Origin of the sequence: Cutibacterium sp. 37298 (assembly GCF_023838685.1) — a bacterium.
Classification (GTDB): domain Bacteria; phylum Actinomycetota; class Actinomycetes; order Propionibacteriales; family Propionibacteriaceae; genus Cutibacterium; species Cutibacterium acnes.
Genome location: NZ_JAJNRJ010000002.1, coordinates 689,676 through 713,838 on the forward strand (window position 1 = coordinate 689,676; position 24,163 = coordinate 713,838).

Here is a 24,163-nt window from a genome sequence, read left to right on the forward strand (position 1 = left end):
GTTCATCTTCCGATGCCCTCCGAAAGACTACGCATACACTTTGGAGTGGGCCGCACACCCCTTCTTCCCCGACCGTGCGTGAGGCGTAATCGTGAGCATGACCATGAGCACTGACCCCCTAGTGGGTCATACCCTCGAGGGTCGCTACGAGATCGTGTCCAAAATCGCTCGTGGCGGGATGGCGACCGTCTATCGAGCTCAAGATCTATGTCTTCCCCGCATCGTCGCAGTCAAGGTGATGCATGAGGGGCTCGATGCAGAACTCGCTGAGCGATTCGATTCCGAAGCGAAGGCCGCGGCCCGGCTCGTCAATCCCCATGTGGTATCAGTTTTCGACCAAGGAATGGACGGAGATCGTCCCTTCATCGTCATGGAGTACGTGCCCGGATGCACCCTACGTCACATCATCACCCAGGAGGCGCCGCTCACCCCGGTGCGCGCTTTGGATCTCCTCGAGCCAGTTGTCTCGGCCCTTGCCAGCGCCCACGAGGATGGCCTAGTGCATCGTGACGTCAAACCCGAAAACGTCCTCATCTCTGATCGTGGTCAGATCAAGGTGGCTGACTTTGGTCTGGCCCGAGCTGTAGGCAACCACACGATGTCAGCAACATCTGGGCAGCTCATTGGAACGGTGTCCTACATTCCACCTGAGCGGGTAACACGCGGTAGCTCCGATGAGCGTTCGGACATTTACTCAGCCGGCATTGTACTTTTCGAGATGCTCACTGGGCACAAGCCCCATACTGGCGATTCCCCCATTCAGGTGGCATGGGCCCACGTCAATAAGGATGTTCCCGCGCCCTCACAGTACCTAGCCAATGGCACCAAAGCTGAGCACGATATCGCATGGCTCGTTCCGGGATACCTGGACAGCTTGGTACGTGCCTGCACCTCGCGCGATCCCGGGAAGCGCCCTGCGAATGGGAGGGCCCTACTCGACCTTCTTCGTCGTGTACGTCACGCACTGACGACCGGCCGCACGGACGATCCGGCCCTGGCCGCCCTCCAGAACACAGTGCCCCAGTCGAATGTTGTCATCGCCAATCCGGTAGCTCATGCACCCGCAGGTTCAACAGATCGATCCGCCCGCAGACGGAACGAACCGGTACGACCTGGCACGGCGTCAGTTCCGCCATGGTCTCGCACTGGTACTCCGGTTTCGCCACCTACACCGGTCTCAATTCCGGATTCTCCACTGTCTCCTATAGACTGCCCTCCGGAGCGCATGCCGACGCAACCAGCCAACCACTCTCAGCCGCGTCCGCGGCCGATACACCGACGTGCTACCCAACCGGCATCCCGTTCCAGGCTGACTCAGGACGCTGTTCATCGTCGCCGCCGCGGCGTCATCGCGGCTGTCTTCATTGTCCTGGTGGCAGTGTTGTGCGCCTACCTTGTCTTTCACTTCACCTCTTCCCGGTACTCCGCGAGCGAGTTGCACAGTACAAATTCAGTCGCACGGACGTGCGTTCACGGGGAATCATCCTGCATGCACACCGTCTCACAAAATATTTGATGCCAATCCGGGTTGCGGGGCGAAGATTCTCCGGCGTATCATGTGATTCGTGGTTGGTTTTCGTTCTTCGCGCCTTGCTGTGCCCGCCCTCCTTCTCATGGCTGCTCTGTGGGGTTCGACCCTCGTCGTCATGAAGGGTGTCTATGCCCACATGAGCCCCGAGAACCTGCTGGCGTGTCGTTTCGCCATGGCAGCCGCCGCATTCGGAATCCTCTTCCCGAAGGCCTGGCGCGCCAATATGCGCACCATAGCCAAGGGGGTTATCCTCGGCGTGCTCTTTGCTGCCGGCCAGCTACTTCAGGCCATTGGACTCGGGACCACTCAGGCTGCCATGAACGGGTTCATCACCAGTCTCTATGTGGTCTTCACACCGCTATTGGCCGCTGTGATCTTTCGCAAGAAGGTCTCCACCGCCATCTGGGGAGCTGTGGCACTGGCGACTGTCGGCATGGGAGTGCTGGCTCTTGATCCCTCTACCCTCGGTAGCGGATTCGGTATCGGTCAGCTACTGACTCTGGCTTCCGCCGTGGCCTACGCCGGCCACATCGTGGCAACTGGACGTTTCGCCAACCCGTCCAACGTCACATCCCTCGGGTTGTATCAAACGATCACCGTCGCCATCGTCTGCACCATTGCAGCCCTGCCTGGAGGTCTGAGCGCCCCCACCCACATGGAGGATTGGTTTGCCCTGGCCTACTTGGCCATCATCTGCGGCACTTTGACAACTTTCATGCAGAGCTGGGGTCAGGCCCGGGTGGAATCGACCCGTGCCGCCGTCATCATGTGCACTGAGCCGCTGTGGGGCGCCGTCTTCGCTATTGGTCTCGGCGGCGAGCCACTCACCGGGCGCATTACGATCGGCGGTATCGCCATCCTAGCCGCCATGGCCTTAGTCGTCCGTCCACCTCATCGTCGCCGCGGCGCACCGCAGCATCACGCCGAGCCCCCGGTAGTCCAGGTCGATCCGGCCTGGACTCCGAGGTTCGGCATGGACCGCATGCTTTGATCCCCGGCCCCGAGGTCAGTCTTGCGGCACCTCCCACGGCTGGCCGTTGCGTAGATCGTGGAAGGTGGTCGGCACCATCTCCTGATGCCGATCAAAGGACAGTTGCCAGCCTCGCCCATTAAGTAGCCCCTCATGGATGAGAAAACCGTGCCGAGCCCCCACCGACCTCGCGAAGTCGACAGTTTCTTTCATCGCAGCCCACGGGGCATGAGCCGGGCAAGCCAACACGTCAACACCACGCGGGGTCTCATCGAGTTCGTCACCAGGGTGGTACAGGATCGTCCCAAGCCCCTCACCGATGAGGTATCCGACATTGCCGATCGGTTCCAGATCACGATGAATGACGGCATGGCGGCCTCCTACCGCCTCAATTCTCACCTCACCGATCTGCAACACGTCGCCCGGGGCAACAGGGTCAGCATCAAGAGCCGGAATCTCGTGGCAGGCCCCTTCTTCAGCACGCACCACCGCACCTGAGTTTGCGTCGACTAAGGCACCGATGTGCTCTGGGTCGACGTGATCGGGATGGCGATGGGTGACAAGGATGGCATCGAGATCAGTAAGTCCACGCCAGGACCGGCTGAGGTTACCGGGGTCGACGAGGATTCGCTGCCCAGCTGCTTCAACGAGGATGCAGGAGTGTCCCAGATGCGTAATTCTCATACCTTCAGTCTTCCGCCAGCATCACGTGGCGGCAACCAGTTCAGTCACATTCGCGACCGGAACAATCCCACCGATAGGGACCTTGAGGGGACGTCCGGATCGATCATAGGTCGATGCTGCGGAATCTTGCCAGCGGGCTGACGGCATCGCGCTTGATACGGCTGTCAGCCAATCTCTCAGCGATTATGAAGGCCAGTTCCAAGGACTGGTTCCGGTTCAGACGTGGATCGCAGGCGGTCTCGTAGCGGTTTGTCAGATCGGACTCTGCTAGCTTGTCGACCCCGCCCAAGCACTCCGTGACGTCGTCCCCGGTCAACTCGATGTGCACACCGCCAGGCCAGGTACCTAACTCCTCATGGACGTCGAAGAACCCGTTAACCTCGTCGCACATGTCAGCAAACGACCGCGTCTTGTAGCCGTCATTCGTTTCGAAGGTGTTGCCGTGCATGGGGTCGCAGCTCCACACCACCTTGCGTCCAGTGGCTTCCACTGCCTCGATGACTCTGGGCAGGTTAGTACGCACAGCCTTGCTTCCCATTCGGGTGATGAAGGTCAGACGGCCAGGCTCGTGATCGGGGTCAAGGGCATCAGCGATAGCAACGGCGTCCTCCCCAGTCGTCGTCGGGCCAAGCTTGACCCCCAGCGGATTGCGCACGTGGCGCAGGAACTCCACGTGGGCACCATCAATCTGACGGGTCCGCTCACCAATCCACAGCAAATGGCCAGAGCAATCATAGGGTAGCTGGGAGCGCGAGTCGATCCGCGTCATAGCGTGCTCGTAGTCGATGAGCAGGGCTTCATGGCTAGCGTAGAAGTCAACGGTGGAGAGCTGATCGCCCTCGACTCCGCACGCCATCATGAACACCAACGCCCGTTCGATCTCCGCGGCCAGCGCCTCGTAACGAGTTTCCACATTGGAGTTACGCACAAAGTCAGCGTTCCACGCGTGAATGCCGCGAAGATCCGCAAAACCGCCGGTAGCGAAAGCTCGTACCAGGTTGAGAGTAGCTGCCGAAGCGTTGTACACCCCAATCAAACGCTTAGGATCGTGCTCCCGAGCTTCCGGTGTGAACTCGAATCCGTTGACGGCGTCACCTCGGTAACTGGGCAGAGTGAGGCCGCGACGGGTCTCGGTATCCTTAGATCTCGGCTTGGCGTACTGCCCAGCAATGCGACCCACCTTGACCACCGGAAGCTGACCTGCGTAGGTCATGACGACCGCCATTGACAATAGTACTCGCAGCTTACCCTTAATGTTGTCGGCGTTTACTCCTGCAAAAGTCTCAGCACAATCGCCGCCTTGCAGCAAAAACGCCTTGCGGTTAGCCACTGCCGCAAGATAGGCACGAAGGTCATCGCATTCTCCGGCGAAGACCAACGGGGGCAAACTACGTAGCTGGTTGACGACCTCAACGGTTGCCTGAGGATCGGGGTACGACGGCTGTTGCACCCGTGGCAGGGCATTGAGGGCCTCAAGACTGGGAACGCTCTGAGACATGGCGGGGATTCTACTTCCCGCCATGACCTTCTTCAGTTCCGTTCCACCCCTCTGACGAAGCTAAGCCACCGCATCGGAAACACCAGCCCTGGGATTTTCACCTACCTGGGTGAATATCGCGCTCAGCAAGCCGATCGGCCAAGGAAGCTTGTCGAGCTTGAAGCTGAGCGGCAAGACGGGCGTTCTCCTCCTCCCGGGCCAGTTCCTCGGCATCGCGAGCGCTCTCCTCTCGCGATCGCTCCTCGGCATCGCGACGATGCCTCCTACGGTCACGACGCAACTTTCGCATCTGAAACAGCCAGATGATCGGGTGAGGCCGTTGATCTGCCCGCACTGCTGGATAGTCCTGGTACGGCAAGCCTGTGAGCTTGCATAAAGCGAGCGCGACATCGTCAGCCGCAGCCCGCAAGACAGCGTGAGAATGGGGTGTCGCCGCGTGACGCGACATATCAACCGATGTTCCCAGGTTGAGCTGTCCCGCAACAACCTGAGCCGGCACGACGAGGGCTTCAGCATCGAGAGCCAGCCGCGCTACCTCAACGTCTAGACGATGAACCTGACTAGCCCAACTGCGTATCCCCTCGGGAGCCATAAGGACTACAGAGCCCTCACATAAGTGGCGTAGCGCCTCAGCGTGGGCCTGAGTTCTCTTCATCCGACGACCCGACATGACATACACCTTGCTGACGCGTCCCGACAGGCAATGTTCGGCCGCAGCAAGATCACCGGGCCGATGCAGATGGATAGCGACGATGGTTGGTTGGGCAGGAAGAGGATGACCCGTCACCTCACCATGGGATCGACGCAACCACTTCATGACATCAAGCCTTCGCCACACGAGGCGGGGGCAGGGGCTTGCCGCCGGGCCTTGGTTTCACAAATTTCGAGACATCTTTGCCCTTGAGGTTGCCATGCTTGACCCGGAAACCATAAACATCGACGTAGCTCTGTCCGGTGAGATCGCTGATAGCACCCATGACCTCATCAGTAACCCACCGTAGGACGGCCGTTTCCTCAGTGCGGTCTGCCAGCACGTCGAAGTGCATCGGTTTACCGAAGATGAGGGTCGGATGGTCGAGCAGCGGGATACCCAACACCTTGCGTCTCACTGTCGTTCCGCTGATACCTACTGGGACCACAGGGGCTCCAGACCCCAGAGTCATCCGGGCGACGCCGGTCTTACCCTTGTATAAGCGGCCATCTGATGAGCGGGTTCCCTCCGGGAAAATTCCGACGAGGCCCCCCTCGGCAAGTCGGCGTTCTACTGGACCCATGGCATTGACGCTAGTACGGCCACCCGAACGATCCAGCGGCACCTGCTCGACTGCGCGCAAGAACCACGCGACGACCTTCGACCAGAAGCCTCGGTCGCCAGCAAAAAGCTCTTTTTTCGCCGGATAGGTGAGTTTTCTGTCAATCATGGACGCGACGATGATGGGATCCAAGGCCGCAATGTGGTTGCACGCCAGGATCACCCCTCCTTCGGTGGGAATGTTCTCCTCACCGACGACGCGGGGGTGCCATAAGGCTCGCACTCCTGGTCCAAAGAGCGCATACTTGAAGAACTCGTACCACATGGGGCCTCCTCGGCGACCAAGCCTAGCGGCACCTCGAGTTCCCTAATGGGTGGAGGGATATGGAACACGACGGCAACGATGTCGATGCCGCCTTTGAAGCGCTCATCGCTCGCGAATTTGGGGAGGTCGTCACCGCCCCAGGTCGTCCTCGCCCGAATGGTTTACCGGCCCAACGGGCGCCGGCCCATGTTCCGCAAGAGCCACCCCGTGACGCCGACGAGATGGATGAGCCGCTGCCCATGGAACCGGCAGCGCCTCCCAGTCCAGCGACGAAGGGGGGATTGGTTCTAGTGGCGATATGCATCGTTGCCGTCCTGCTGGACATGGGCGGAGTCAATGTGCCCCAGACCACGCTGATACTAGCCACCACATCCGGAGGAGCAGGGATTAGCCTGCTCATCTGGCGGGCCATCACTCGGAAAGACCGCGATGATGAAGGTCCCTGGGGAAACCACTCACGTTTGTAGCGAGTCACTTGTCCCGAACAACCGGGCCGGCGAGAGTTTCACTCAGGCTCTGACGCAAAGTACGGCGTGGCTTGCGAACAGCAGTACGACGACGTGGCCAGAACCCGCGAGCCATGCCCGGCGGTTCGTTGATGGAGTGGCGAGCCAAGTCTGCGGCGCCGATAAGCCCAGCATCGTTACCGAAATGTGCCTTCTGAATATCGGCCATCGGGCGGAACCCCCGACCCGTCAGCGTGCGGGCATATACAGTGCGCGCAGGTTCAAGCAAGAGGTCTCCGGCGGCGCTCACTCCCCCACCAATGACAAAGAGATCTGGATCTAAGGCAGCTGCCAAGTTCGCCATTCCACGGCCCAGCCAGATGCCAATGTCTGCAATGAGCTCAATAGCAAGACGATCGCCATCGACCGCTGCGCGTGTGACATCAGGACCAATGAGGTTATCGGGATTGCGGTCAGCTACATAACCCAACAGGTCCTGAGCACCGGGAGCTCCCTCGGCAAGCAACGCTCGAGCGTCCCTCACGAGGGAATTTCCAGAGGCGTATTGCTCCCAGCAACCACGGTTGCCACATGGGCACCAGTGGCCATCGGGAACCACCGTCATATGTCCGAATTCTCCGGCCATGCCGTATCGGCCGCGGAACATCCGCCCATTGATAACGAGTGCACCCCCGATACCCGTTCCCAACGTCAGGCACACCATGACCCGTGATCCTTGTCCGGCTCCAAACCGGAACTCAGCCCACGCAGCCGCATTGGCGTCATTATCGACGAGAACAGGCACAGTGACGCGCTCAGACAGACGATCGCGCAGCGGCTCATTACGCCATGCCAAATGCGGGGAAAACCGCACGAGCGCCTGCTCAGTGTCTATCCAGCCGGCTGCCCCGATGCCTACAGCACAGATAGGAAGGTTACGAGCCAGTTCACGGACCGACTCAACGATAGCGTCCTCAACAGCCTCGGGGCTGCGCGAGGGTGTCAGGCGCTGAATACGCCGAACAATCTGGCCACTTTCATCTACGACACCAGCGGCGACCTTCGTGCCGCCAATATCTATGCCAACGCTAAGCAATGAAAATCAGCCGAAACGACGCGCGCCCTGGTATGAGGGCTGTTGCGCTAGAACGGAGACTTTGATGCCAGTTCGCGGACTGGAGGCGTGAATAAACTTGCCATCACCGATGTACATACCGACATGGGTAATGCCCGGGTACAAGAAGACCAAGTCGCCCGGCTGCAAATCGGAGGTCGATACGGGGGTACCGGCTGCGTACTGAGCAGCCGCGGTGCGGGGAAGGCTAACCCCAGCCTTGCCCCAGGAAGCCATCATGAGGCCAGAGCAATCGTAGCCGGTCGGGCCGGTGCCGCCCCAGATGTAGGGCTTACCGAGTTGAGCCAGCGCGAAATTGAGGGCGCTCTGAGCGCGCGATGAAACTCCATGGGAGGGGTCAGGAATCGGCACTTGACTACCAGTTTGGGAAGCCTGGGTAGAACTGCTGGACGGCTGCCCCAGGGCACTCTGCTGATCGGTGGGACGTCCGGCAGATCGGGACACCGCATGTGCAGCGGCGGCCTGGGCCTCGGCAGCTTGTTGACGCTTAAGTTCAGCGCGCTGCTGGGCAGTCAGACGGTCAACAACCTGCTTGGCCTCCTGTTCCTTCTTCTTCGCGTCGGCCAATAGCTTGGCCTGTTGATTGCGCTGACTCTCAATCGTCGCGCGATCAGCCTCAGCCTGGGACTTCATGGATTTCAGCCTGGCCTGCTCAGCCAGGAAATCCTGGAACTGCACGCTGGTGCGCTCCGTGACGTTTTGAATGGTCGCCAATTTGGACAGAAACTGCCCAGAGTCGCCACTTGCCACAAGCTGAGTAGTCATTGAGACACCGCCGCCGCTCTGGTAGTCGCTCAGCGCAACGCGGCCGAGAGCCTTGCGCATGGTGGCAACCTTGTCTGACTGGGTCTTAAGGTCTCTTTGCGAACGATCGAGATCCTTCTGAGCTTTGTCGAGGGCAGCCTGGGCCTCGGTGTAGTCCTCCTGTACTTTCGAGGTCTGCTCATCGAGCTGAGCCAAGCGAACCTTCGCCTGATCAATAGGATCAGGAGCGGCCTGAGCCCCAGGATCAACCGATGCCACTGTGCCGAGAAGGATTGCCCCCGTGATGGCAGCAAATGCGACGCCACGTCCACGTCGAGGTGCGCTACCGCTCACCTGAGAAGCTCCATACCTGTGCTCCACTGTCTACCCTTCACCATCACCTGACCGCCCCTCGCCGCGTCATCACGCGGTGCGAGCCAAGTCATCCGTCCACCTGTGATTTGGTCGATCGGACCAGGACCATCCCTGCCGACTGAGAGAATCTTATGCGATCCTCAGGAGCGGGGCAACTTGTTACCAAAAACCGCTCACCATGACGCTCGCTCGCCACCTCCATCCACATGGAATACTGCGCTGACTAGGTTGTTCTCCCTACTCTGCTTGTATTCGCGGTGTTTTTTGTCGCCACGCCTACCTACCGTGCCGATTATGAGCGCCGCGCCCCTTCAGCCGTCTTTCGACGACCTGGGAACTTCCCTGTCCGAGGTCACTTTCTGCGTCGTCGACCTTGAAACTACCGGTACTAGCGAGGGCTCCCAGATCACCGAGATCGGAGCCGTGAAAGTGTGTGGAGGCCGCGTCGAAGGCGAGTTTCAAACCCTCGTCTGCCCAACCGGATCTATCCCAGCTTCGGTACAGGTCCTCACCGGCATCACGGACGTCATGGTGCGCTCGGCTCCATCACTGAACGCTGTACTACCTAGCTGGTCAGAATTTAGTCGCAGCACGGCACTTGTAGCACACAATGCTCGTTTTGATATTGGTTTCCTTCAACGCGCCTATGCTCAACATGATTATCCTTGGGACGACCCAGCCGTCGTCGACACCCTCGCATTAGCTCGGTCAGTGCTTGCCCGCGGAGAGGTCCGAAACTACAAGCTCAGCACCCTATCTCGGCTATTCCACACCACGACGACGCCCTCACACCGCGCCCTTGCCGATGCGAGGGCCACCGTCGACGTCCTTCACGGACTCATCGACAGAGTCGGCAATCTCGGCGTGACGACCCTTGAAGACCTTTTAGAAATGACCCATCGGGTACCGCAGGCTCGGCGTCGCCGACGGGTGTGGGCTAAGGACCTTCCCGAAAAGTCCGGAGTCTATTGGTTTTGCCTGGATAAACCTGCACCAGCACATCCGGAGGTCCTCTATGTCGGTAAGTCGGTCAACATCCGACGCCGAGTATCCCAATACTTCACAGCATCGGAAACACGACGCCGCATGGACGAGATGGTGCGAATAGCTACGGGCGTCAAAGCTCGCGAGTGCTCTACTCAGCTAGAAGCGGGGGTACGCGAACTACGCCTCATTGACGCTCACCAACCGCGCTACAACCGTCGCTCTCGTCGGCAAGGATCGGTGTGGTGGGTTACCCTCACTCATGAGGCTCACCCGAGACTCGCCGTCGTGCAGCGAGCTCACCACGATTCCCAACCGCCGTGGGGCCCTTTCACTAGCCGTCAAGCAGCGACTCGCGCGGCGATCATACTGGCTGAAGCCTTTGGCCTGCGACAGTGCAGTGGAGCTATGTCACGGCACCCTGATGGCTGTCCTCTCGCAGAGATGGGCCGTTGCTCAGCCCCATGTTTGGACCCCCACATCGACTACTCCACCATCGTCGGCTTTGCTCGTCTCGCCATGACTGACGACGTTCGCGACCTCACTGATCGGCTTGCTCAACGCATCGCACGGCTGTCCGCGGCAGAACGTTTCGAAGAGGCCGCAGAGTTCACCGAGGACGCCCAAGAAGTGCTGCGCGCCACCCGACGTCGTTCCCGACTGGTCTCCCTGGCGTCCTGCCCTGAAATTGTCGCGGCGCGGCGCGATGGCGCCTCCTGGGAGATCCACGTCATTCGACATGGCCGCCTAGCGGGAGCTGGACGATGCCGTCTGGGTACTGATCCAATGCCCGTTATTGACGCAGTGTGTGCCACCGCAGAAACCGTTTCTGCTTCGCCAGCCGGGCTACCAGCCTGCACTATTGAGGAGGCCGAGCTTGTGGCGTCCTGGTTTGAAGAACCTGGGGTACGACTGGTTGACGTCATCGGAGAATGGTCCTGGCCCGCCCACTGCTGGATGGACACCAATGATCTCGCTGCCCGGGTAGCCGCTTTACATCACCCAGGTCACAACGAGAGCGACGAGGCAGACAGCCAAGACCGCCAAGCCCGCCCCCAACTGGCGCAGGTATGACGACCACCGGGTCTGCAACCATGCCCAGCCAGAAACGGCTCCCACAACGACCGCACCGATGTCAGCGACCCATGTATTGGAACCGACGACAATTGCCCAGATGATGAACATCGTTAATAACACGATGTCGGCACGAATGTCCTGCTTTTGAACATATTTAACAACAGCCGATGCCGCCATCAGCCCAAACAGACCGCACATCGACCCCTCAAAGGAGTACAGCACCCCAGCCAGGCTGATGGCCGCTGACCCACCCACGCCACACAACAGGTACAGGAACGCAAACTGCACTGAGCCGATCATGGGCTCAATCTGGTACCCGATGAGAACAAGGAGCAGGCCGGTCAGGACTGCACTGATAACCGAGGAGGTCGTCAAGGAGAAGACGAGTGGCCGCCAGACCTGGAAGTCAAAAGCCCTGGCAGACCCTGACGCCAACAGCGACGACAGCGGCGTCAATCGCGCCGCGATCGCGATGAGTAGGGTCACGACGGCCATAGCTACCGACGCCGGACACCTCACAGGAACCGGACGGACGGGATGCTCACTCCAGCGGTCGAGCATGAATCTCCTCTGGCTCATGACCGTCAATCACAGGGAAATCAGAATATTCAGAATACTTAGAAGGGCCTCGAGGTGCGGTCGCCTCGAGGCAGTATCCATTCCTACCAGGCTAGCTACTCAGGCCAGCTCGACGCTTTCAATAACGACCGGCTCGACCGGACGGTCCATGCGGCCAGTGCGGACCTGGGCGATCTCGTCGACGACCCTTCGGGACTCTTCGTCAGCGACTTCACCAAAGATGGTATGACGACGGTTGAGGTGCGGCGTCGGGGCCACAGTGATGAAGAACTGGGACCCATTGGTACCCGGACCGGCATTGGCCATAGCCAGCAAGTAGGGCTTCGAGAAAGTAAGCTCTGGGTGAAACTCGTCGGCGAATCGGTACCCGGGACCGCCCGTACCGGTGCCGAGCGGGCAGCCGCCCTGAATCATGAACCCGTCAATGACGCGGTGGAAGGTCAAGCCGTCGTAGAACTTACCAGTGGTCGGCTGACCGGTGTGCGGATCGACGTACTCCTTCGTGCCGCCGGCCAGACCGACGAAATTGTCGACAGTCTTGGGAGCCTGATCGGCAAAGAGGTTAACGACGATGTCGCCGTGATTGGTGCGCAGAGTCGCGGTAGAGGCCACCTGCCTGCCTTCCTGTGAGAAACGATGTGGTCCCCTCTAGAGTACTGACTGTTGCGTCAAACCGATCAGAATTATTCCGCCAGCCGCCGTTTGAGCCCCGAATCTCTGGTCTATGGACCATTTGGTCGATACCGTGGAAGGTGCTCGATCACGAGCCATATCCCATACGAATTGGAGGAACCGTGTCCTGCAAGAAGAAAGCTTCCCGCAAGACCGCCGCCGCAAGCAGCCCCAGCACGCTCAAGGAGCAGCGTGCCCAGGCGCTGGAGACCGCCGCCGCGTACCTCGCCGCCGCCCAGGACAAGGCTGCTCCGCTGGCCGCGCAAGTCAACGACAAGCTCGGTCCCCTGACTGATCAGATCTCGGACAAGCTTGGTCCCCTCTCTGATCAGGCTGTTGAGGCTAGCAAAAAGGCCCTTGACGCTTCGAAGGAGTACACCCAGGAGAAGGTCGTTCCAGCCCTTCATCAGGCTTATGACACCTTCCAGAAGGATGTCTTGCCTGACCTTGAGGAGCGTGCCGAGAAGGTCATCTCTCACCCAGCCGTTGAGGAAGCCACCCGCCGTGGACAGGCTGCCTTCTCAGCCCTCAAAGGCGAGTCGACCGAGCTGGCGGCCAAAGCCGGCATCGAGACGAAATCAGTCAAGAAGGCCAAGCACCGCAGCAAATTCGGCAAGGTGTTCGGCACTCTCGCCGTCCTCGGCGGCATTTCTGCTGCGGTAGTTGTGGCCAGCCGCCGCTTCCTGAGCTCTTCCGACGACGGTTGGACAGCTCATGAGCCCAAGGTCACCTACTCTTGGACCCCTGGCGATAAGGACAACACCGACAGCCCCGCCCCGAACACTGACGAGAAACTCAAGGACACGCCATCCCCCAAACCCGAGACCAGCCACGGTTCGAAGCCCGTTGCCAAACCGGCAGATAAGCCCGAGCCGAAGGAGGACAAGTCGGTTCCGGCTGACCCGGTCGCCGCCATGGCCGATGAGGGTGGACCGGCTGCTGCTGCATCGGAGACTACCGCCGAGACCACTGCTTTCGTTGATGAAGGTGCCCGCTCCGAGACCACGACCAAGGATGGTGCAGTCAAGGCTCCTGAACAGGGCACGAAGGATGAGGGCAATAAGGCCACCTCATACGTCGGGGATAACCCGCCCGAGAACTACGTGATTAAGGGCAACGACCGCTCGATGAAGTACCACGTCCCGGGCTCGGGTGGTTACGACCGCACCATTGCTGATGTGTGGTTCGCCACCGAGGAGGCTGCCCGGGCTGCCGGGTTCACCAAGGCCCAGCGCTGAGAGCCACTCCCGCCATCTCGACGGGGCTCGCCACCATGGTGGCGAGCCCCGTCGTCGCATATTTTCGTGCCAGCGCATTAGGGGCGGAATGACAACGTTCAGATTCCGAAACAGTCCGAACAAACCCTAGCGTCAATTGTGATATGTATCACTTTAAGTGACACAATACGTAACAGTTTTATAACAACACGCTATCGATGTCACGATAAGTGCCCGTGACAGCACTTATGCCGGTTAGAAGAGTGTTCTGCCCACATCGTGCGGACACAAGCCACCGACAGAAAGGCCTGTCACATGATCACTATGGATCTCGAGTCCTCGAAGACGTCGACTGCATGGGTCGACGCCCGCTTTTTCTCGCTCCATGTCCGTTCCCTCGTCCATGAATGCCGCGTTCCGTGGCGTGTCGTCGCCCTGCTCGCGCATGTCCCCAGTCGAATCGTCCAACGACTCGCTGGCCAGGGGGACCGTCCAATTCACCGCATCCGCGTCATCGACGCCGTGCGCATCCTGCATATCAGTATCGACGACATCAACGCAGCACGTGAACGCATCGTGCCAGCAGGAAGCACGCGCGCTCGGCTCCTCGCCCTCCACAAGGCCGGCTGTGACATCGCTGAGATCGCCACCATGCTGGACGTAACGATGTCCTACGCCGCGAACCTCATGAGCGGGGAAGAGCAGATGTGCACTGAGATGACGCGACTACGCAGTCGGGCCGCATGCGAAGCTCGCGGCCTGCTCTCCACTGCCGAGTCCATGGCGTCCATGTGAGTCGAGCCCATGTGGATCATCCTCGGCTCCGCGGTGGCGTGCGGCCTGGCGCTGTGGCATCTACGCGTCACGGTCCCGAATCTCGTCGAGCCAACCGTCGAAGAAGTGGGGGACGCGGTCCTGGCAATCAAGCCCACATACGCCTCCCTCACCACTCCGACGCATACCTTCGTCGTCGCCATGACAGCAGCCGTATGCGGGGCCGCATCGGTCTGCGCGCCACCATGGGCATGGGGCGTGTGGTGGATCTGGTCGGGATCGGTGACCACTCTGGTCATCGTCGATTATGCGACGACCTTCCTACCACTGAAGTTATGGCGTCGCTGCGTCGCCGAGGCTGGGGTAGCGCTCCTGGGCGGAATCGTCCTGACGCGGCCGCCACGTGCACGGTGGCTCGTTGCGTGTGTTCTGATCGCGGCAGTGTCAACAGGGTTCTTCTGGCTCATGTGGCGACTCAATTCATCCCTCGGATACGGCGATGTCAGGCTTGCGGCGGGCACCGGCTTCCTGGGAGCGACGACGGCCGTACTCTCCCCATACCCAGATTTCGTCCGCGCCGGGATGACGACTTTGCTCTCCTCCACCATCCTCGGAGCCGTTGTGGCCGTCATCGTCACCCTTGTTCGCAAACATCGCCCCTCACCATGGGGGTCGGCATTTGCCTATGGCCCAGCCCTATGGGCGGGCCCCTGGATGGCATTAGCAATCAGCCTTGGGTAGCAGCTATCCAACGGTCGAGATGGTCGTGTGCCGCTCCCGAATCAATCGATTGAGCGGCACGCTCCAACCTCTGGGCAAGCTGTGGAACGACGCCGTCATCAACCTGCAGGCCGTCTGCAGCAGTGTTGAGCAGCACGACGTCACGCCTGGCCACGAGATCGGCTAGTAGGTCAGCCCAGGTGAATTCATCAACGCGGAACCTCGAACACGGACCTCTTTCGAGCTACATGGTTTGTTCAGCGGGGGCTTGTCACCTCAGGGGACTCAGTGGTGCCCGGCAGTCTCACGCGGCTCAGCGGCATCGCCACGAATGCCACGAATCACTGAAGCCACCGTCTGAGGCAACGCCACCGGATCAACAGGGTGGGTCGCGATGGCGTCTGCATGGGACCAGGACGCCAACCAGGCGTCCGCGACGCGAGCCACCAGCAAGACGACGGGCGGGCAATTGTCAACCTCGTCCTTGAGCTGATGGCACACACCCATCCCACCGTAAGGAGCAGATTCGCCATCAGCGATCAGAACGTCGTAATGACCACTACTCACGGCGTCAACCACCGAGGCCTGAGTAGCTGTCTCAACGACCTCGGCACGCGGAAGGTCCGGAGCAATCATCCCGGTCAAAGCGACCTTCACCTGCTCGCGGACAGTGTGATCGTCAGAATAGACGAGAACCTTGAGAGCGCCCGACAGCTCCCCGTGTTTGTCGCCCATGAGCGGTCCTTTCCCTCGAAGGCGTGGGACTGACATCTCGGTCACGACCGGATGCAACATGGCAGATGCTACAGCCTGAGGGCTATCTCTGCGCTCAGCACCGTCCTGCCTACTGAGACAAGCGGTATCACGAAAGTAGGTAAGTCACCACATTGTGCCATCTAAACCCTTTCAGTCAACTCCGAATCAAACTGGAACAGCGAAACAGCATGACCAATGACACATTTCCAGCCATAATGAGGCCGTGGCCACTTCAGCGCAGACTTCACAACGACCGACGGGAGCCATCCATCCGATCGCGCCGACACGACTTAACGCGCCGACAGGTCGTCCCGATGCCCTACCTATGGGTGTCTGGGTGTGGCTGGCCAGCGAACTCATGTTCTTCGCTGCACTCTTCGCGGCGTATTTCATGATTCGCCAAACAACCAGCGACATGGCCACAGCAGGTCAGCAGACCCTTTGGCAGAGCGAGTCCTCTCACCTCACAGTGGGGGCCGCCGCCATCAACACCCTGATCCTGGTGTTGTCCTCGGTTACCTGTCAGATGGGCGTTCACACCGCTGAGCATGGCCAAGTTAAGCGCGCCAAAGGTCTTGGAGCGATCACCTCTTGGGGCATGCGCGAGTGGTACACCCTGACCTTCATTATGGGCGCGGTGTTCATCGCTGGACAGCTCGCGGAGTACATCACTCTCATCGGTGAAGGCCACACCATCTCCTCGAGCGTCTATTTCTCGGCCTTTTTCATCGCTACCGGTTTCCACGGCTTGCACGTAACTGGCGGTTTGGTTCTGTTCTTGTTCACCCTTACCCGCACCTACATGGCTCGGCGGTTCACCCACGAGCAAGCAGTCACGGCAATGGTCGTTTCCTATTACTGGCACTTCGTTGACGTCGTGTGGATCATCCTGTTCTCGGTGATCTACATCGTGCGCTGACGCCCCTACTCCAAGAAAGGTGACTGTGGTGATGAGATTCCTCTCCACGAAACGGCACAGCCGGGCAGCTAAACCCGTACTGTTGCTGCTGGCCTTGGTTCTGGTGGGGTGCGTGTACGCCTTCGTCAGTCCTTCGGCCTCTGGCCGCGCGGATACGAATGCGTCAGCCCAGGTAGCCCGGGGCAAGGAAATCTTCCAGCAGAACTGCTCGTCTTGCCACGGCTTGAACGGCGAGGGCACCACTCAGGGCCCGTCTTTGGCCGGTGTAGGCGCAGCCGCAGTTGACTTCCAAATGGGTACTGGCCGTATGCCGATCGCGCGCCCCGAGGCCCAGGCCCCATCAAAGAAGACGAAGTTCACTGACGAGGAGACTGCCTCAGTTGGCGCATACGTTGCTTCCCTCGCTCCCGGACCGAAGGTCCCCTCCTCCCAGAGCCTCAATACCTCAAACTTGAAGGCTGAGGAACTAGCTCGAGGTGCTGAACTGTTCAAGACTAACTGTTCGGCCTGCCACAACATCGAGGGTCGCGGTGGCGCCCTCCCCGAGGGTGCTTATGCCCCCTCTCTCATGAAGACTTCCAACAAGCACATCTACGAAGCTATGCGCACTGGCCCGCAACAGATGCCGGTGTTCTCCAAGTCCGTCATTACCGATCAGGACGCCCGCGAAATCATCGGCTACCTGCAGACCACTCATAGCGAACCCAATAATGGCGGCTTTGCCCTTGGCGGTATCGGTCCGGTCACCGAAGGCCTGTTCGGTTGGATCGTTGGCATCGGCGGCCTGGTCCTGATCGCTGGATGGCTGGCACGGAAGGGGGCTCGCGCGAAGTGAGCGATAAATACACCGAACGCGATGACTTGCCGGTCGACAACCCGGGGGTCGAACCCCATGTTGAGCGTTACACCGACGCTAATCCAAAGGCCGGAAACCGCGCTTACCGACAGGTATTGACCCTCCTCGGCCTGGTCCCAATCCTCGCTATTGCGTTCGTCGTCGTGTACTTCGCGGTCCCGCGTGACGCGACCGTCGAAATCGGTCCGTTGTACATGAACGCCTCTACCTTCGGACTGGGCCTGTGTGCAGGGCTCGCGGTGCTATTCATTGGCATCGCGTGCATCCACTGGGCCAAGCAGATCATGGGTGACGAAGAGATCATCCAGGAGCGGCATCCGGTCAATTCCGATGCCGCTGATCGTAAGGAGTTCGCCAAACAGTGGCGTATTGGCGCTGAACAGTCGGGACTTTCTCGACGTAAACTCATCGGTGGAGCTCTCGGCGGCGCCATCGGCATCATGGCCGTACCGGCTATCGTCACCCTCGCTGACCTGGGTCCCAGGCCTGGACCGGGAACTCGTCGCGCGACGATCGAACGGACCATCTGGGCCGAAGGTGTGCGGCTGGTCAACGACGTCACCTACCAGCCCATCAAGGCCTCCGATCTAGAGATCGGCCAGCTCGTCAACGCTGAGCCCGAGAACCTCAAGGAGCTTGAGCGAGTTGAGTTCCAACGCGCAAAGGCCAAGGCTGCCATTCTCATCGTCCGGATGGATCCTGACTCCATCAAGATTCCTGAGTCCCGTAAGGACTGGCAGGTCGGTGGCATCCTGTCGTATTCCAAGATCTGCACCCACGTCGGTTGTCCTGTCAACCTCTGGGAGCAGCAGACGCATCATCTGCTGTGCCCCTGCCACCAGTCAACCTTCGACCTGAGTGACTCCGGTGTTGTCGTCTTCGGCCCTGCCGGACGCTCACTGCCACAGCTACCCATCACCGTTGACGACAAGGGGTACCTGGTCGCTCGAAGCGACTTCACCGTTCCGGTGGGCCCGTCTTACTTTGAACGAGATTCTCGTCACGACTACAAGAAGGGTGACAACTGATGGCCCGGCCAACTGGCATCGCCGAAGAATCACCCACCCTGCGCACCGCAACGGCTGATGACAAGCCATCGGGTCGCGGGATACGGATCGTCAACTGGCACGACGACCGTCTGGGTCTGGCCAAGATGGGTAAGGAAAATCTGCGCAAGGTTTTCCCTGACCATTGGTCATTCCTACTGGGCGAGATTGCCTTGTACTCGTTTGTTGTTCTGTTGCTCACAGGTGTATTCCTGACCATCTGGTTCAAACCGTCAATGGCCGAGGTCGACTACACCGGCCCATATCAGCTACTCAAGGGAACGCCCATGTCGGAGGCCTTCGCCTCCACTCTGGACCTTTCCTTCGAGGTGCGTGGTGGCCTGTTAATTCGTCAGATCCACCACTGGGCCGCCATTCTCTTCGTGGCAGCGGCCACTGTGCACATGCTGCGTATCTTCTTTACCGGTGCCTTCCGCAAACCCCGTGAGATCAACTGGTTGATCGGCCTAGGCCTGTTCATGCTGGCCATGGTCGAGGGCTTCGCCGGCTACTCGCTACCCGATGACCTGCTGTCCGGCACTGGCCTCCGGTTCGCCGATGGTCTAATGCGCGCCATCCCGCTAGTAGGCACCTGGGTTGAGTTCTTCGTCTTCAACGGCGAGTTCCCGGGCACTGCAATTGTCCCCCGCCTGTACATGGTGCACATCCTGCTCATCCCAGCCCTGCTCCTGGGACTAGTGGCCGCCCACCTCGCGCTGGTCGTCTACCACAAGCACACTCAGTACCCGGGCCCCGGACGTACCGAGAAGAATGTCGTGGGTTACCCGCTGTTTCCGGTGTACGCGGCCAAGGCTGGCGGTTTCTTTTTCGTGGTCTTTGGCGTGTTGACTCTCATGGGCACCTTCCTTCAGATCAACCCGGTCTGGAAATTCGGTCCCTATAACCCAGGTGAGGTAACGGCCGGGTCCCAACCCGACTGGTACATGGGCTGGCTTGAAGGCGCGGTACGTATCACCCCTAACTGGGAATGGCACATCGGTCATACCACCTGGAGCTGGAACATTTTCCTTCCCGGCGTGTGCCTCATGGGCGTGTTGTTCACCCTGCTGGTCGCATGGCCCTTCGTTGAAAAGTGGATCACCGGTGACGAGTCTGAGCACCACCTGCTCGACCGCCCGCGCAACGTCCCGACTCGTACCGCACTCGGCGTCGCCGCCATGAGTTGCTACGCCATGTTCTGGCTCTCAGGGGCCAACGACATTATCGCGACCCACTTCCACCTATCGCTGAACTCGATCACATACTTCATGCGTGGTGCGATCTTCGTCGTCCCGATCATCACCTACCAGATCACCAAGCGCATCTGCGTAGCCCTGCAGCGAGCAGACCGCCAGCGCCTACTCCTCGGGTCGCCCTCCGGCGAAATCATTCGCGAACCTAATGGTGCATTCCACGAGGCCCACGTACCGGTCAGCGACAATGAGGCCTGGACCCTCACTCAGCAAAAGACCTACCCCATCCTTACTGCCGGCTCGATCGATGATCGTGGTCGTAAGGTCAGCAAGAAGCGTGCTCGCTGGATGAAGTGGTTCCTCGGTGACAACGTCCCCAAAGTAACCCGTGAAGAACTGGAGGCAGCCCGTTGTCACGCCGAGATCGGCTCCGGCGACTCCGCCCCCCGGGCAGAGATCGCCGACTGACCCCCCGCTCTACCTAGCGCGGAGGCCCTGTCGCTATGGGGGCCTGCGTCATATCCGGCCACGTAACTGCTGCCAGTTACGCTCCCACTCGGCTGGGTCGGGCGCATGGTCACGAAGCATCGTCGTTCCCCCGCCAAGGCCCTCTTCGTCCCAATGCTGACGAGCGTGAGCCATAAGGTGTTCAGGGAGAGTCCCCCGAACAGTCGTGACCCGCCACCAGTCCACTTCCTGACCCTCACACGCCATGATCGTGCCGACCCGCCGCGGCGACGTGCCCACGAGTTGGGCAACATCGGAATAGGACACTACGGTACCGGCGGGCAGAGCTTCTACTGCCGCGAGCACGTCGTCCACCGTCGAGGTCATGGTTCTAGTTTGCCGCGTCGCGGCATGACCCGAGGATAGTGACGTGGGACAATGGCTACGTGCGTTTTCTCAACGAGCAGCCGAACTACGACCTGACGTATAACGACGTCTTCATGGCACCAAACCGTTCCTCGGTGGGGTCCCGCATGAACGTCGACCTCACGTCAACAGACGGGCTAGGCACTCCTCTGCCCCTCGTAGTGGCCAATATGACCGCAATTTCCGGACGTCGCATGGCAGAGACCATCGCCAGGCGCGGAGGCATTGCTGTTCTGCCCCAAGATATCCCGGCGGTTTTCGTCGCCCGGTCCATTCGGCGCGTCAAAGATGCGCATACTCGATTCGACACCCCAGTCACCGTCAACCCGACAACGACTGTCGGTGAGGCCATGAACTTGCTCAACAAGCGCGCTCACGGCGTCGTCCTTGTCGTTGAAGATCATCGTCCGGTTGGTTTAGTCTCCCCCATCGAGGCTGAGGGTGTAGACCGATTCGCTCAATGCCATGAGAGCATGACAACCGACCTCACCTTGGTTGGTCCACAAGCAAGCCCAGACGACGTTTTCCAGACCCTTGCAGAGCGGCATCAGAAGGTCGCGGTAGCTGTTGACGAAAACGGTCTTCTCGTTGGCATTATGACGTCACGAGGTGCCCTACGCACCGAGATCTATCGTCCTGCTGTGGATCCGGACGGACACCTCATGATCGGCACCGCAATTGGCATTAACGGTGACGTCGCCGAACGCGCCCGCAATGCCCTGCAGTCCGGTTCAGACGTGCTCGTCATGGACACCGCTCATGGCCACCAGGACCAGATGATTCGCGCTATCGGGATCGCCGATGAGGCCCGCACAGCTTTTGAAACGAAGACTGGCCGACGAGTTTCCATCGTCGCCGGCAATATCGTTACCCGCAGCGGCACCCTCGATCTGCTGGAGGCGGGTGCGGACATCATCAAGGTCGGCGTCGGACCGGGCGCCATGTGCACCACTCGGATGCAGACCGGGGTGGGGCGTCCGCAGTTTTCGGCAGTGTTGGAGTGCGCCGAGGCTGCTGCTGAGGTTGATGGTGCCGTCTGGGCTGACGGTGGGGTGCGTCACCCCCGCGATGTTGCTCTTGCCCTTGCTGCAGGCGCCGGGTCGGTCATGATTGGCTCGTGGTTCGCAGGTACCCACGAATCGACCGGGGCCATGCTTATCGACCACGATGGCCGGATGTACAAGGAGTCCTTCGGCATGGCCTCGGCTCGCGCCGTGCGTCACCGTACCCGTGAACGCAGTGCTTTCGAGCGAGCCCGCGCCGCCCTCTTCGAGGAGGGGATTTCCCAGTCCAAGATGTACCTGGATCCCCAGCGCCCTGGCGTCGAGGACCTTGTCGATTTCATCACCTCCGGGGTACGTTCCTCATGCACCTACGCCGGAGCTGCTAATCTCACGGAATTTCATGAGAAGGCCGTGATTGGTGTGCAGTCGCCCTCTGGGTACGAGGAGGGCCGCCCGCTGCAACGCAGCTGGACGTGAGCCCACGGCGAACGTGTCTATATGTGACCTCCAACCCGAACCATCCGGTCCTAGTGTGGCCTCCATGACAGCACATCGGATTCTCGTGATTGGAGGCCACGGACACGTGGCCAAGCACTTCACCCAACTCACCGCATCTCAGGGACGTCAGGTCGACTCGATCATCCGACGCAACGACCAGGCACACGACGTCACCTCGTGGGGAGGTAACCCGGTCGTGGCGGACGTCACTACCTTGCGCCCTTCACAGTGGGACGACCTCATCAGTAACCACGACGCTGTGGTGTGGTCGGCAGGAGCCGGTGGTAAGGGTGCGCCAGAAGACACGTACGCTGTCGACCGCGACGCGTGTACCGCCCTCGTTGACGCTATCGGACGGTCCCCTCACGGTCCGCGTTTTGTGCTTGTGTCCTGGTGCGGCAGCCCGAACCACGGTGTGCCCTCCGACAACTCTTTCTTCCCCTACGCCGACGCCAAAGCAGCCGCTGACCGTCACACCATGGACTCATCGATTCGGTGGACCATCCTTGGGCCGGTGACGCTGAGTCATGATCCGGCCTCGGGCGTGCGGATCCTCACCGAGGGCGAGGAATACGCTGGCACCACAGTCTCGCGTGAAACGGTCGCACAGGCCGCTCTAGCATGCCTTGACGACGACGCCACAGCGGGCAAGTTCATTCGGTTCTGTGACGGGCCAACGCCCATTGCCGAGGCGTTCTAGTCTCCCCCACGACATCATTGTCGTTCGGTAGGCGGCAGGTCTCGGCATCGTTAACCATCGGGGCTTCGGCATTCCCACGATTCCGCAATACCGGCTGATCTGAGACGTCCAGCCTGAGCTTATGCAGGGCCCGTAGCGCGCTGTGTCATCAGAACGTCACGTGCTTGTCGGGGTCAGCCAATACCCAAGACCCAAAGCATCTACAGATGCTAACTGCATACTTGTCTAACGCACCATGGGCTTAGGAAACGAACACGTTCATAGCATTCCTAGGTTCTCAACGGACGTGCAACCCTTACCGTGTCGACGTTCAGGCCAGACACGAAAGGGATTGCACATCCTTAACTGCGCGATTTCGGCAGATGGCGTCGAATGAGGACGACCACATCGACAAGTGACGAAGCGAACACTGGAGGTACCTCAGATCGCTTGGCAACTGGATCGGTCCCGCCGGTCGTGTCACACAGTCTGTGTAGGTGGTCGAGGATGACTGGGAGAAAGTCTAGCTGCACGGGAATCCATCAATGGCGAGGTCGATGCAGATCTTCGAGCAAACTCATCGAACGTGCCACCGGAAGAAGAGACAATCCAAGGCCGGTCCGCAACCTTATAGAGGTTCGCGCTCAACTACCCTGATCGATTCCCCAATCGCTAAAAAGCCCGATCCATTTACACAGAATGCCTGGCACGCCCTGACAGCCTCGTGTTATTACGCACACCCCACGGTGGCCGTACGAAGGGTTCGTGATAAAAATATATGTAATATGACTCCTCGCTTCCGTGAATTTACCTGAGTGTCATCACCCTTCTTGACCAGCCACGGTTCCATCGGATACTGTTTATCTCAGCGTTGGACGTTGCCGCCCAACCAGTCGGGCGATAGGCCCATCCTATTCCACAGATAGGGAAAAATAATGAAACAAGAAGGTCGCGACTATTGTCGCGGGATTGACCGTGGTGATCCCCGTGAGCTTGGCAAGCCAAGCGAACGCAGGGAGTAACCTTTGCCCCTCCAAACAGGTTTGTATCTACGAGGACAATAATTTCGTTGGCCTCATGGGATACCGACGCGCTGGCCTCGGCATTATGAATGTCAGTAGCAAAAATAATGACATTATGTCGTCATATGAAAACAAGTCAGGCACCAATGCGCGTTGGTACCATGATGCCGACGGCAAGGGTCGTTGCGTAACCATGCTCGCCTACCGGTCGGACAACGACATCAACACTTGGGATGATGATGAACTGACCTCGTGGGCAACGAACGGATCCTGCTAATAGCAAGAGGGGCGGCGTGCGTAGCTACCAGCACGCGCGCCGTCCCGCCTCATCACA

General features: G+C 59.8%; 25 protein-coding genes. 14 read left to right on the top strand and 11 right to left on the bottom strand.

Features of this window, described 5'->3' with window-relative positions; genetic code table 11:
• The first annotated feature begins 97 nt into the window (after positions 1-97).
• Entirely contained in the window at positions 98-1,516 is a 1,419-nt protein-coding gene (locus LRP59_RS07690; RefSeq protein WP_002521854.1) for a protein kinase domain-containing protein, read from the top strand.
• A gap of 49 nt (positions 1,517-1,565) precedes the next feature.
• Complete coding sequence (locus tag LRP59_RS07695; RefSeq protein WP_312845850.1) at positions 1,566-2,522, top strand: DMT family transporter; 957 nt, start codon at positions 1,566-1,568, stop codon at positions 2,520-2,522.
• Between the two features lie 15 nt (positions 2,523-2,537).
• Here LRP59_RS07695 and LRP59_RS07700 read toward each other — a convergent pair whose 3' ends face one another.
• The 4 genes from LRP59_RS07700 to LRP59_RS07715 all read right to left on the bottom strand — a co-directional run bounded on the left by LRP59_RS07700 (position 2,538) and on the right by LRP59_RS07715 (position 6,260).
• Positions 2,538-3,185 carry an MBL fold metallo-hydrolase gene (locus tag LRP59_RS07700; protein WP_002513957.1) on the bottom strand — a complete coding sequence of 216 codons (648 nt, stop codon included), beginning with the start codon at positions 3,183-3,185 and terminating at the stop codon, positions 2,538-2,540.
• A 103-nt stretch (positions 3,186-3,288) separates the two neighbouring features.
• Positions 3,289-4,707 (bottom strand): class II 3-deoxy-7-phosphoheptulonate synthase, encoded by a 1,419-nt coding sequence (locus LRP59_RS07705; protein WP_002530952.1) that lies wholly within the window; start codon positions 4,705-4,707, stop codon positions 3,289-3,291.
• A gap of 73 nt (positions 4,708-4,780) precedes the next feature.
• On the bottom strand, positions 4,781-5,338 hold the full coding sequence (locus tag LRP59_RS07710; protein ID WP_002521857.1) for an acyltransferase: 558 nt from the start codon (positions 5,336-5,338) through the stop codon (positions 4,781-4,783).
• Positions 5,339-5,504: 166 nt separating this feature from the next.
• Complete coding sequence (locus LRP59_RS07715) at positions 5,505-6,260, bottom strand: 1-acyl-sn-glycerol-3-phosphate acyltransferase (RefSeq protein WP_002513960.1); 756 nt, start codon at positions 6,258-6,260, stop codon at positions 5,505-5,507.
• Between the two features lie 59 nt (positions 6,261-6,319).
• Here LRP59_RS07715 and LRP59_RS07720 point away from each other — a divergent pair, with 59 nt between their 5' ends.
• Complete coding sequence (locus tag LRP59_RS07720) at positions 6,320-6,727, top strand: hypothetical protein (RefSeq protein WP_252236836.1); 408 nt, start codon at positions 6,320-6,322, stop codon at positions 6,725-6,727.
• A gap of 4 nt (positions 6,728-6,731) precedes the next feature.
• Here LRP59_RS07720 and LRP59_RS07725 read toward each other — a convergent pair whose 3' ends face one another.
• Together LRP59_RS07725 and LRP59_RS07730 are read right to left on the bottom strand one after the other, a co-directional pair.
• A complete protein-coding gene (locus tag LRP59_RS07725; protein WP_002513962.1) occupies positions 6,732-7,802 on the bottom strand; it encodes an ROK family glucokinase in 1,071 nt (356 codons plus the stop codon).
• 6 nt (positions 7,803-7,808) lie between these two features.
• Positions 7,809-8,939 (bottom strand): NlpC/P60 family protein, encoded by a 1,131-nt coding sequence (locus LRP59_RS07730; protein ID WP_214613946.1) that lies wholly within the window; start codon positions 8,937-8,939, stop codon positions 7,809-7,811.
• A 240-nt stretch (positions 8,940-9,179) separates the two neighbouring features.
• Between LRP59_RS07730 and LRP59_RS07735 the strand changes: the two genes are divergently transcribed.
• Positions 9,180-11,018, top strand: coding sequence for a DEDD exonuclease domain-containing protein (locus LRP59_RS07735; RefSeq protein WP_230619653.1), 1,839 nt, complete (start codon positions 9,180-9,182; stop codon positions 11,016-11,018).
• Here the strand turns inward: LRP59_RS07735 and LRP59_RS07740 are convergent.
• Positions 10,938-11,516 carry a rhomboid family intramembrane serine protease gene (locus LRP59_RS07740; RefSeq protein WP_002521863.1) on the bottom strand — a complete coding sequence of 193 codons (579 nt, stop codon included), beginning with the start codon at positions 11,514-11,516 and terminating at the stop codon, positions 10,938-10,940. The two genes, LRP59_RS07735 and LRP59_RS07740, sit on opposite strands and share 81 nt — an antisense overlap.
• A gap of 183 nt (positions 11,517-11,699) precedes the next feature.
• On the bottom strand, positions 11,700-12,212 hold the full coding sequence (locus LRP59_RS07745) for a peptidylprolyl isomerase (protein ID WP_002513965.1): 513 nt from the start codon (positions 12,210-12,212) through the stop codon (positions 11,700-11,702).
• 182 nt (positions 12,213-12,394) lie between these two features.
• Between LRP59_RS07745 and LRP59_RS07750 the strand changes: the two genes are divergently transcribed.
• The 3 genes from LRP59_RS07750 (at position 12,395) to LRP59_RS07760 (ending at position 15,004) form a co-directional block, all read left to right on the top strand.
• Entirely contained in the window at positions 12,395-13,510 is a 1,116-nt protein-coding gene (locus LRP59_RS07750; protein ID WP_002513966.1) for a DUF5324 family protein, read from the top strand.
• 294 nt (positions 13,511-13,804) lie between these two features.
• Positions 13,805-14,284: a hypothetical protein gene (locus LRP59_RS07755; RefSeq protein WP_002515220.1), complete on the top strand. Its 480-nt coding sequence runs from the start codon at positions 13,805-13,807 to the stop codon at positions 14,282-14,284.
• A gap of 9 nt (positions 14,285-14,293) precedes the next feature.
• Positions 14,294-15,004: a hypothetical protein gene (locus LRP59_RS07760; RefSeq protein WP_002513968.1), complete on the top strand. Its 711-nt coding sequence runs from the start codon at positions 14,294-14,296 to the stop codon at positions 15,002-15,004.
• Here LRP59_RS07760 and LRP59_RS07765 read toward each other — a convergent pair.
• Together LRP59_RS07765 and LRP59_RS07770 are read right to left on the bottom strand one after the other, a co-directional pair.
• Entirely contained in the window at positions 14,991-15,158 is a 168-nt protein-coding gene (locus LRP59_RS07765) for a hypothetical protein (protein ID WP_002513969.1), read from the bottom strand. The genes LRP59_RS07760 and LRP59_RS07765 overlap by 14 nt on opposite strands.
• 110 nt (positions 15,159-15,268) lie before the next feature.
• Positions 15,269-15,778 carry a response regulator transcription factor gene (locus LRP59_RS07770; RefSeq protein ID WP_002521865.1) on the bottom strand — a complete coding sequence of 170 codons (510 nt, stop codon included), beginning with the start codon at positions 15,776-15,778 and terminating at the stop codon, positions 15,269-15,271.
• Positions 15,779-16,064: 286 nt separating this feature from the next.
• Between LRP59_RS07770 and LRP59_RS07775 the strand changes: the two genes are divergently transcribed.
• From LRP59_RS07775 to LRP59_RS07790, 4 genes are read left to right on the top strand one after another with little or no spacing between them, the layout of a single operon-like run.
• Positions 16,065-16,658 carry a heme-copper oxidase subunit III gene (locus LRP59_RS07775; protein ID WP_002513971.1) on the top strand — a complete coding sequence of 198 codons (594 nt, stop codon included), beginning with the start codon at positions 16,065-16,067 and terminating at the stop codon, positions 16,656-16,658.
• A gap of 31 nt (positions 16,659-16,689) precedes the next feature.
• On the top strand, positions 16,690-17,493 hold the full coding sequence (locus tag LRP59_RS07780; RefSeq protein ID WP_014604512.1) for a c-type cytochrome: 804 nt from the start codon (positions 16,690-16,692) through the stop codon (positions 17,491-17,493).
• A complete protein-coding gene (locus LRP59_RS07785; protein ID WP_041444695.1) occupies positions 17,460-18,542 on the top strand; it encodes a ubiquinol-cytochrome c reductase iron-sulfur subunit in 1,083 nt (360 codons plus the stop codon). The genes LRP59_RS07780 and LRP59_RS07785 overlap by 34 nt, the downstream gene beginning before the upstream one ends.
• Positions 18,542-20,221, top strand: a complete 1,680-nt coding sequence (locus LRP59_RS07790; protein ID WP_002513974.1) for a cytochrome bc complex cytochrome b subunit — start codon at positions 18,542-18,544, stop codon at positions 20,219-20,221. Before LRP59_RS07785 ends, LRP59_RS07790 begins: the two co-directional genes overlap by 1 nt.
• 48 nt (positions 20,222-20,269) lie before the next feature.
• Here LRP59_RS07790 and LRP59_RS07795 read toward each other — a convergent pair whose 3' ends face one another.
• The gene (locus LRP59_RS07795) at positions 20,270-20,587 is read right to left on the bottom strand and encodes an MGMT family protein (RefSeq protein WP_002513975.1); all 318 of its coding nucleotides are present in this window, start codon (positions 20,585-20,587) and stop codon (positions 20,270-20,272) included.
• 38 nt (positions 20,588-20,625) lie between these two features.
• On the opposite strand from LRP59_RS07795, the gene LRP59_RS07800 reads away from it, so the two are divergent.
• From LRP59_RS07800 to LRP59_RS07810, 3 genes are all read left to right on the top strand, one after another.
• Complete coding sequence (locus LRP59_RS07800; protein ID WP_032504757.1) at positions 20,626-22,107, top strand: GuaB1 family IMP dehydrogenase-related protein; 1,482 nt, start codon at positions 20,626-20,628, stop codon at positions 22,105-22,107.
• A gap of 64 nt (positions 22,108-22,171) precedes the next feature.
• Positions 22,172-22,828, top strand: coding sequence for an NAD(P)H-binding protein (locus LRP59_RS07805; protein ID WP_002521870.1), 657 nt, complete (start codon positions 22,172-22,174; stop codon positions 22,826-22,828).
• 1,026 nt (positions 22,829-23,854) lie between these two features.
• Positions 23,855-24,106 (top strand): peptidase inhibitor family I36 protein, encoded by a 252-nt coding sequence (locus LRP59_RS07810; protein WP_225070436.1) that lies wholly within the window; start codon positions 23,855-23,857, stop codon positions 24,104-24,106.
• Positions 24,107-24,163 lie beyond the last annotated feature (57 nt).

What these genes read in the sequence shown, in the direction of transcription:
- LRP59_RS07780 (WP_014604512.1), top strand. Translation starts at nt 16,690, where the DNA reads ATGAGATTCCTCTCCACGAAACGGCACAGCCGGGCAGCTAAACCCGTA.
- LRP59_RS07795 (WP_002513975.1), bottom strand. Translation starts at nt 20,587, where the DNA reads ATGACCTCGACGGTGGACGACGTGCTCGCGGCAGTAGAAGCTCTGCCC.
- LRP59_RS07720 (WP_252236836.1), top strand. Translation starts at nt 6,320, where the DNA reads ATGGAACACGACGGCAACGATGTCGATGCCGCCTTTGAAGCGCTCATC.
- LRP59_RS07740 (WP_002521863.1), bottom strand. Translation starts at nt 11,516, where the DNA reads ATGGCCGTCGTGACCCTACTCATCGCGATCGCGGCGCGATTGACGCCG.
- LRP59_RS07790 (WP_002513974.1), top strand. Translation starts at nt 18,542, where the DNA reads ATGGCCCGGCCAACTGGCATCGCCGAAGAATCACCCACCCTGCGCACC.
- LRP59_RS07770 (WP_002521865.1), bottom strand. Translation starts at nt 15,778, where the DNA reads ATGTTGCATCCGGTCGTGACCGAGATGTCAGTCCCACGCCTTCGAGGG.
- LRP59_RS07760 (WP_002513968.1), top strand. Translation starts at nt 14,294, where the DNA reads ATGTGGATCATCCTCGGCTCCGCGGTGGCGTGCGGCCTGGCGCTGTGG.
- LRP59_RS07755 (WP_002515220.1), top strand. Translation starts at nt 13,805, where the DNA reads ATGATCACTATGGATCTCGAGTCCTCGAAGACGTCGACTGCATGGGTC.
- LRP59_RS07775 (WP_002513971.1), top strand. Translation starts at nt 16,065, where the DNA reads ATGGGTGTCTGGGTGTGGCTGGCCAGCGAACTCATGTTCTTCGCTGCA.
- LRP59_RS07785 (WP_041444695.1), top strand. Translation starts at nt 17,460, where the DNA reads ATGGCTGGCACGGAAGGGGGCTCGCGCGAAGTGAGCGATAAATACACC.
- LRP59_RS07715 (WP_002513960.1), bottom strand. Translation starts at nt 6,260, where the DNA reads ATGTGGTACGAGTTCTTCAAGTATGCGCTCTTTGGACCAGGAGTGCGA.
- LRP59_RS07705 (WP_002530952.1), bottom strand. Translation starts at nt 4,707, where the DNA reads ATGGCGGGAAGTAGAATCCCCGCCATGTCTCAGAGCGTTCCCAGTCTT.
- LRP59_RS07710 (WP_002521857.1), bottom strand. Translation starts at nt 5,338, where the DNA reads ATGAAGAGAACTCAGGCCCACGCTGAGGCGCTACGCCACTTATGTGAG.
- LRP59_RS07805 (WP_002521870.1), top strand. Translation starts at nt 22,172, where the DNA reads ATGACAGCACATCGGATTCTCGTGATTGGAGGCCACGGACACGTGGCC.
- LRP59_RS07690 (WP_002521854.1), top strand. Translation starts at nt 98, where the DNA reads ATGACCATGAGCACTGACCCCCTAGTGGGTCATACCCTCGAGGGTCGC.
- LRP59_RS07700 (WP_002513957.1), bottom strand. Translation starts at nt 3,185, where the DNA reads ATGAGAATTACGCATCTGGGACACTCCTGCATCCTCGTTGAAGCAGCT.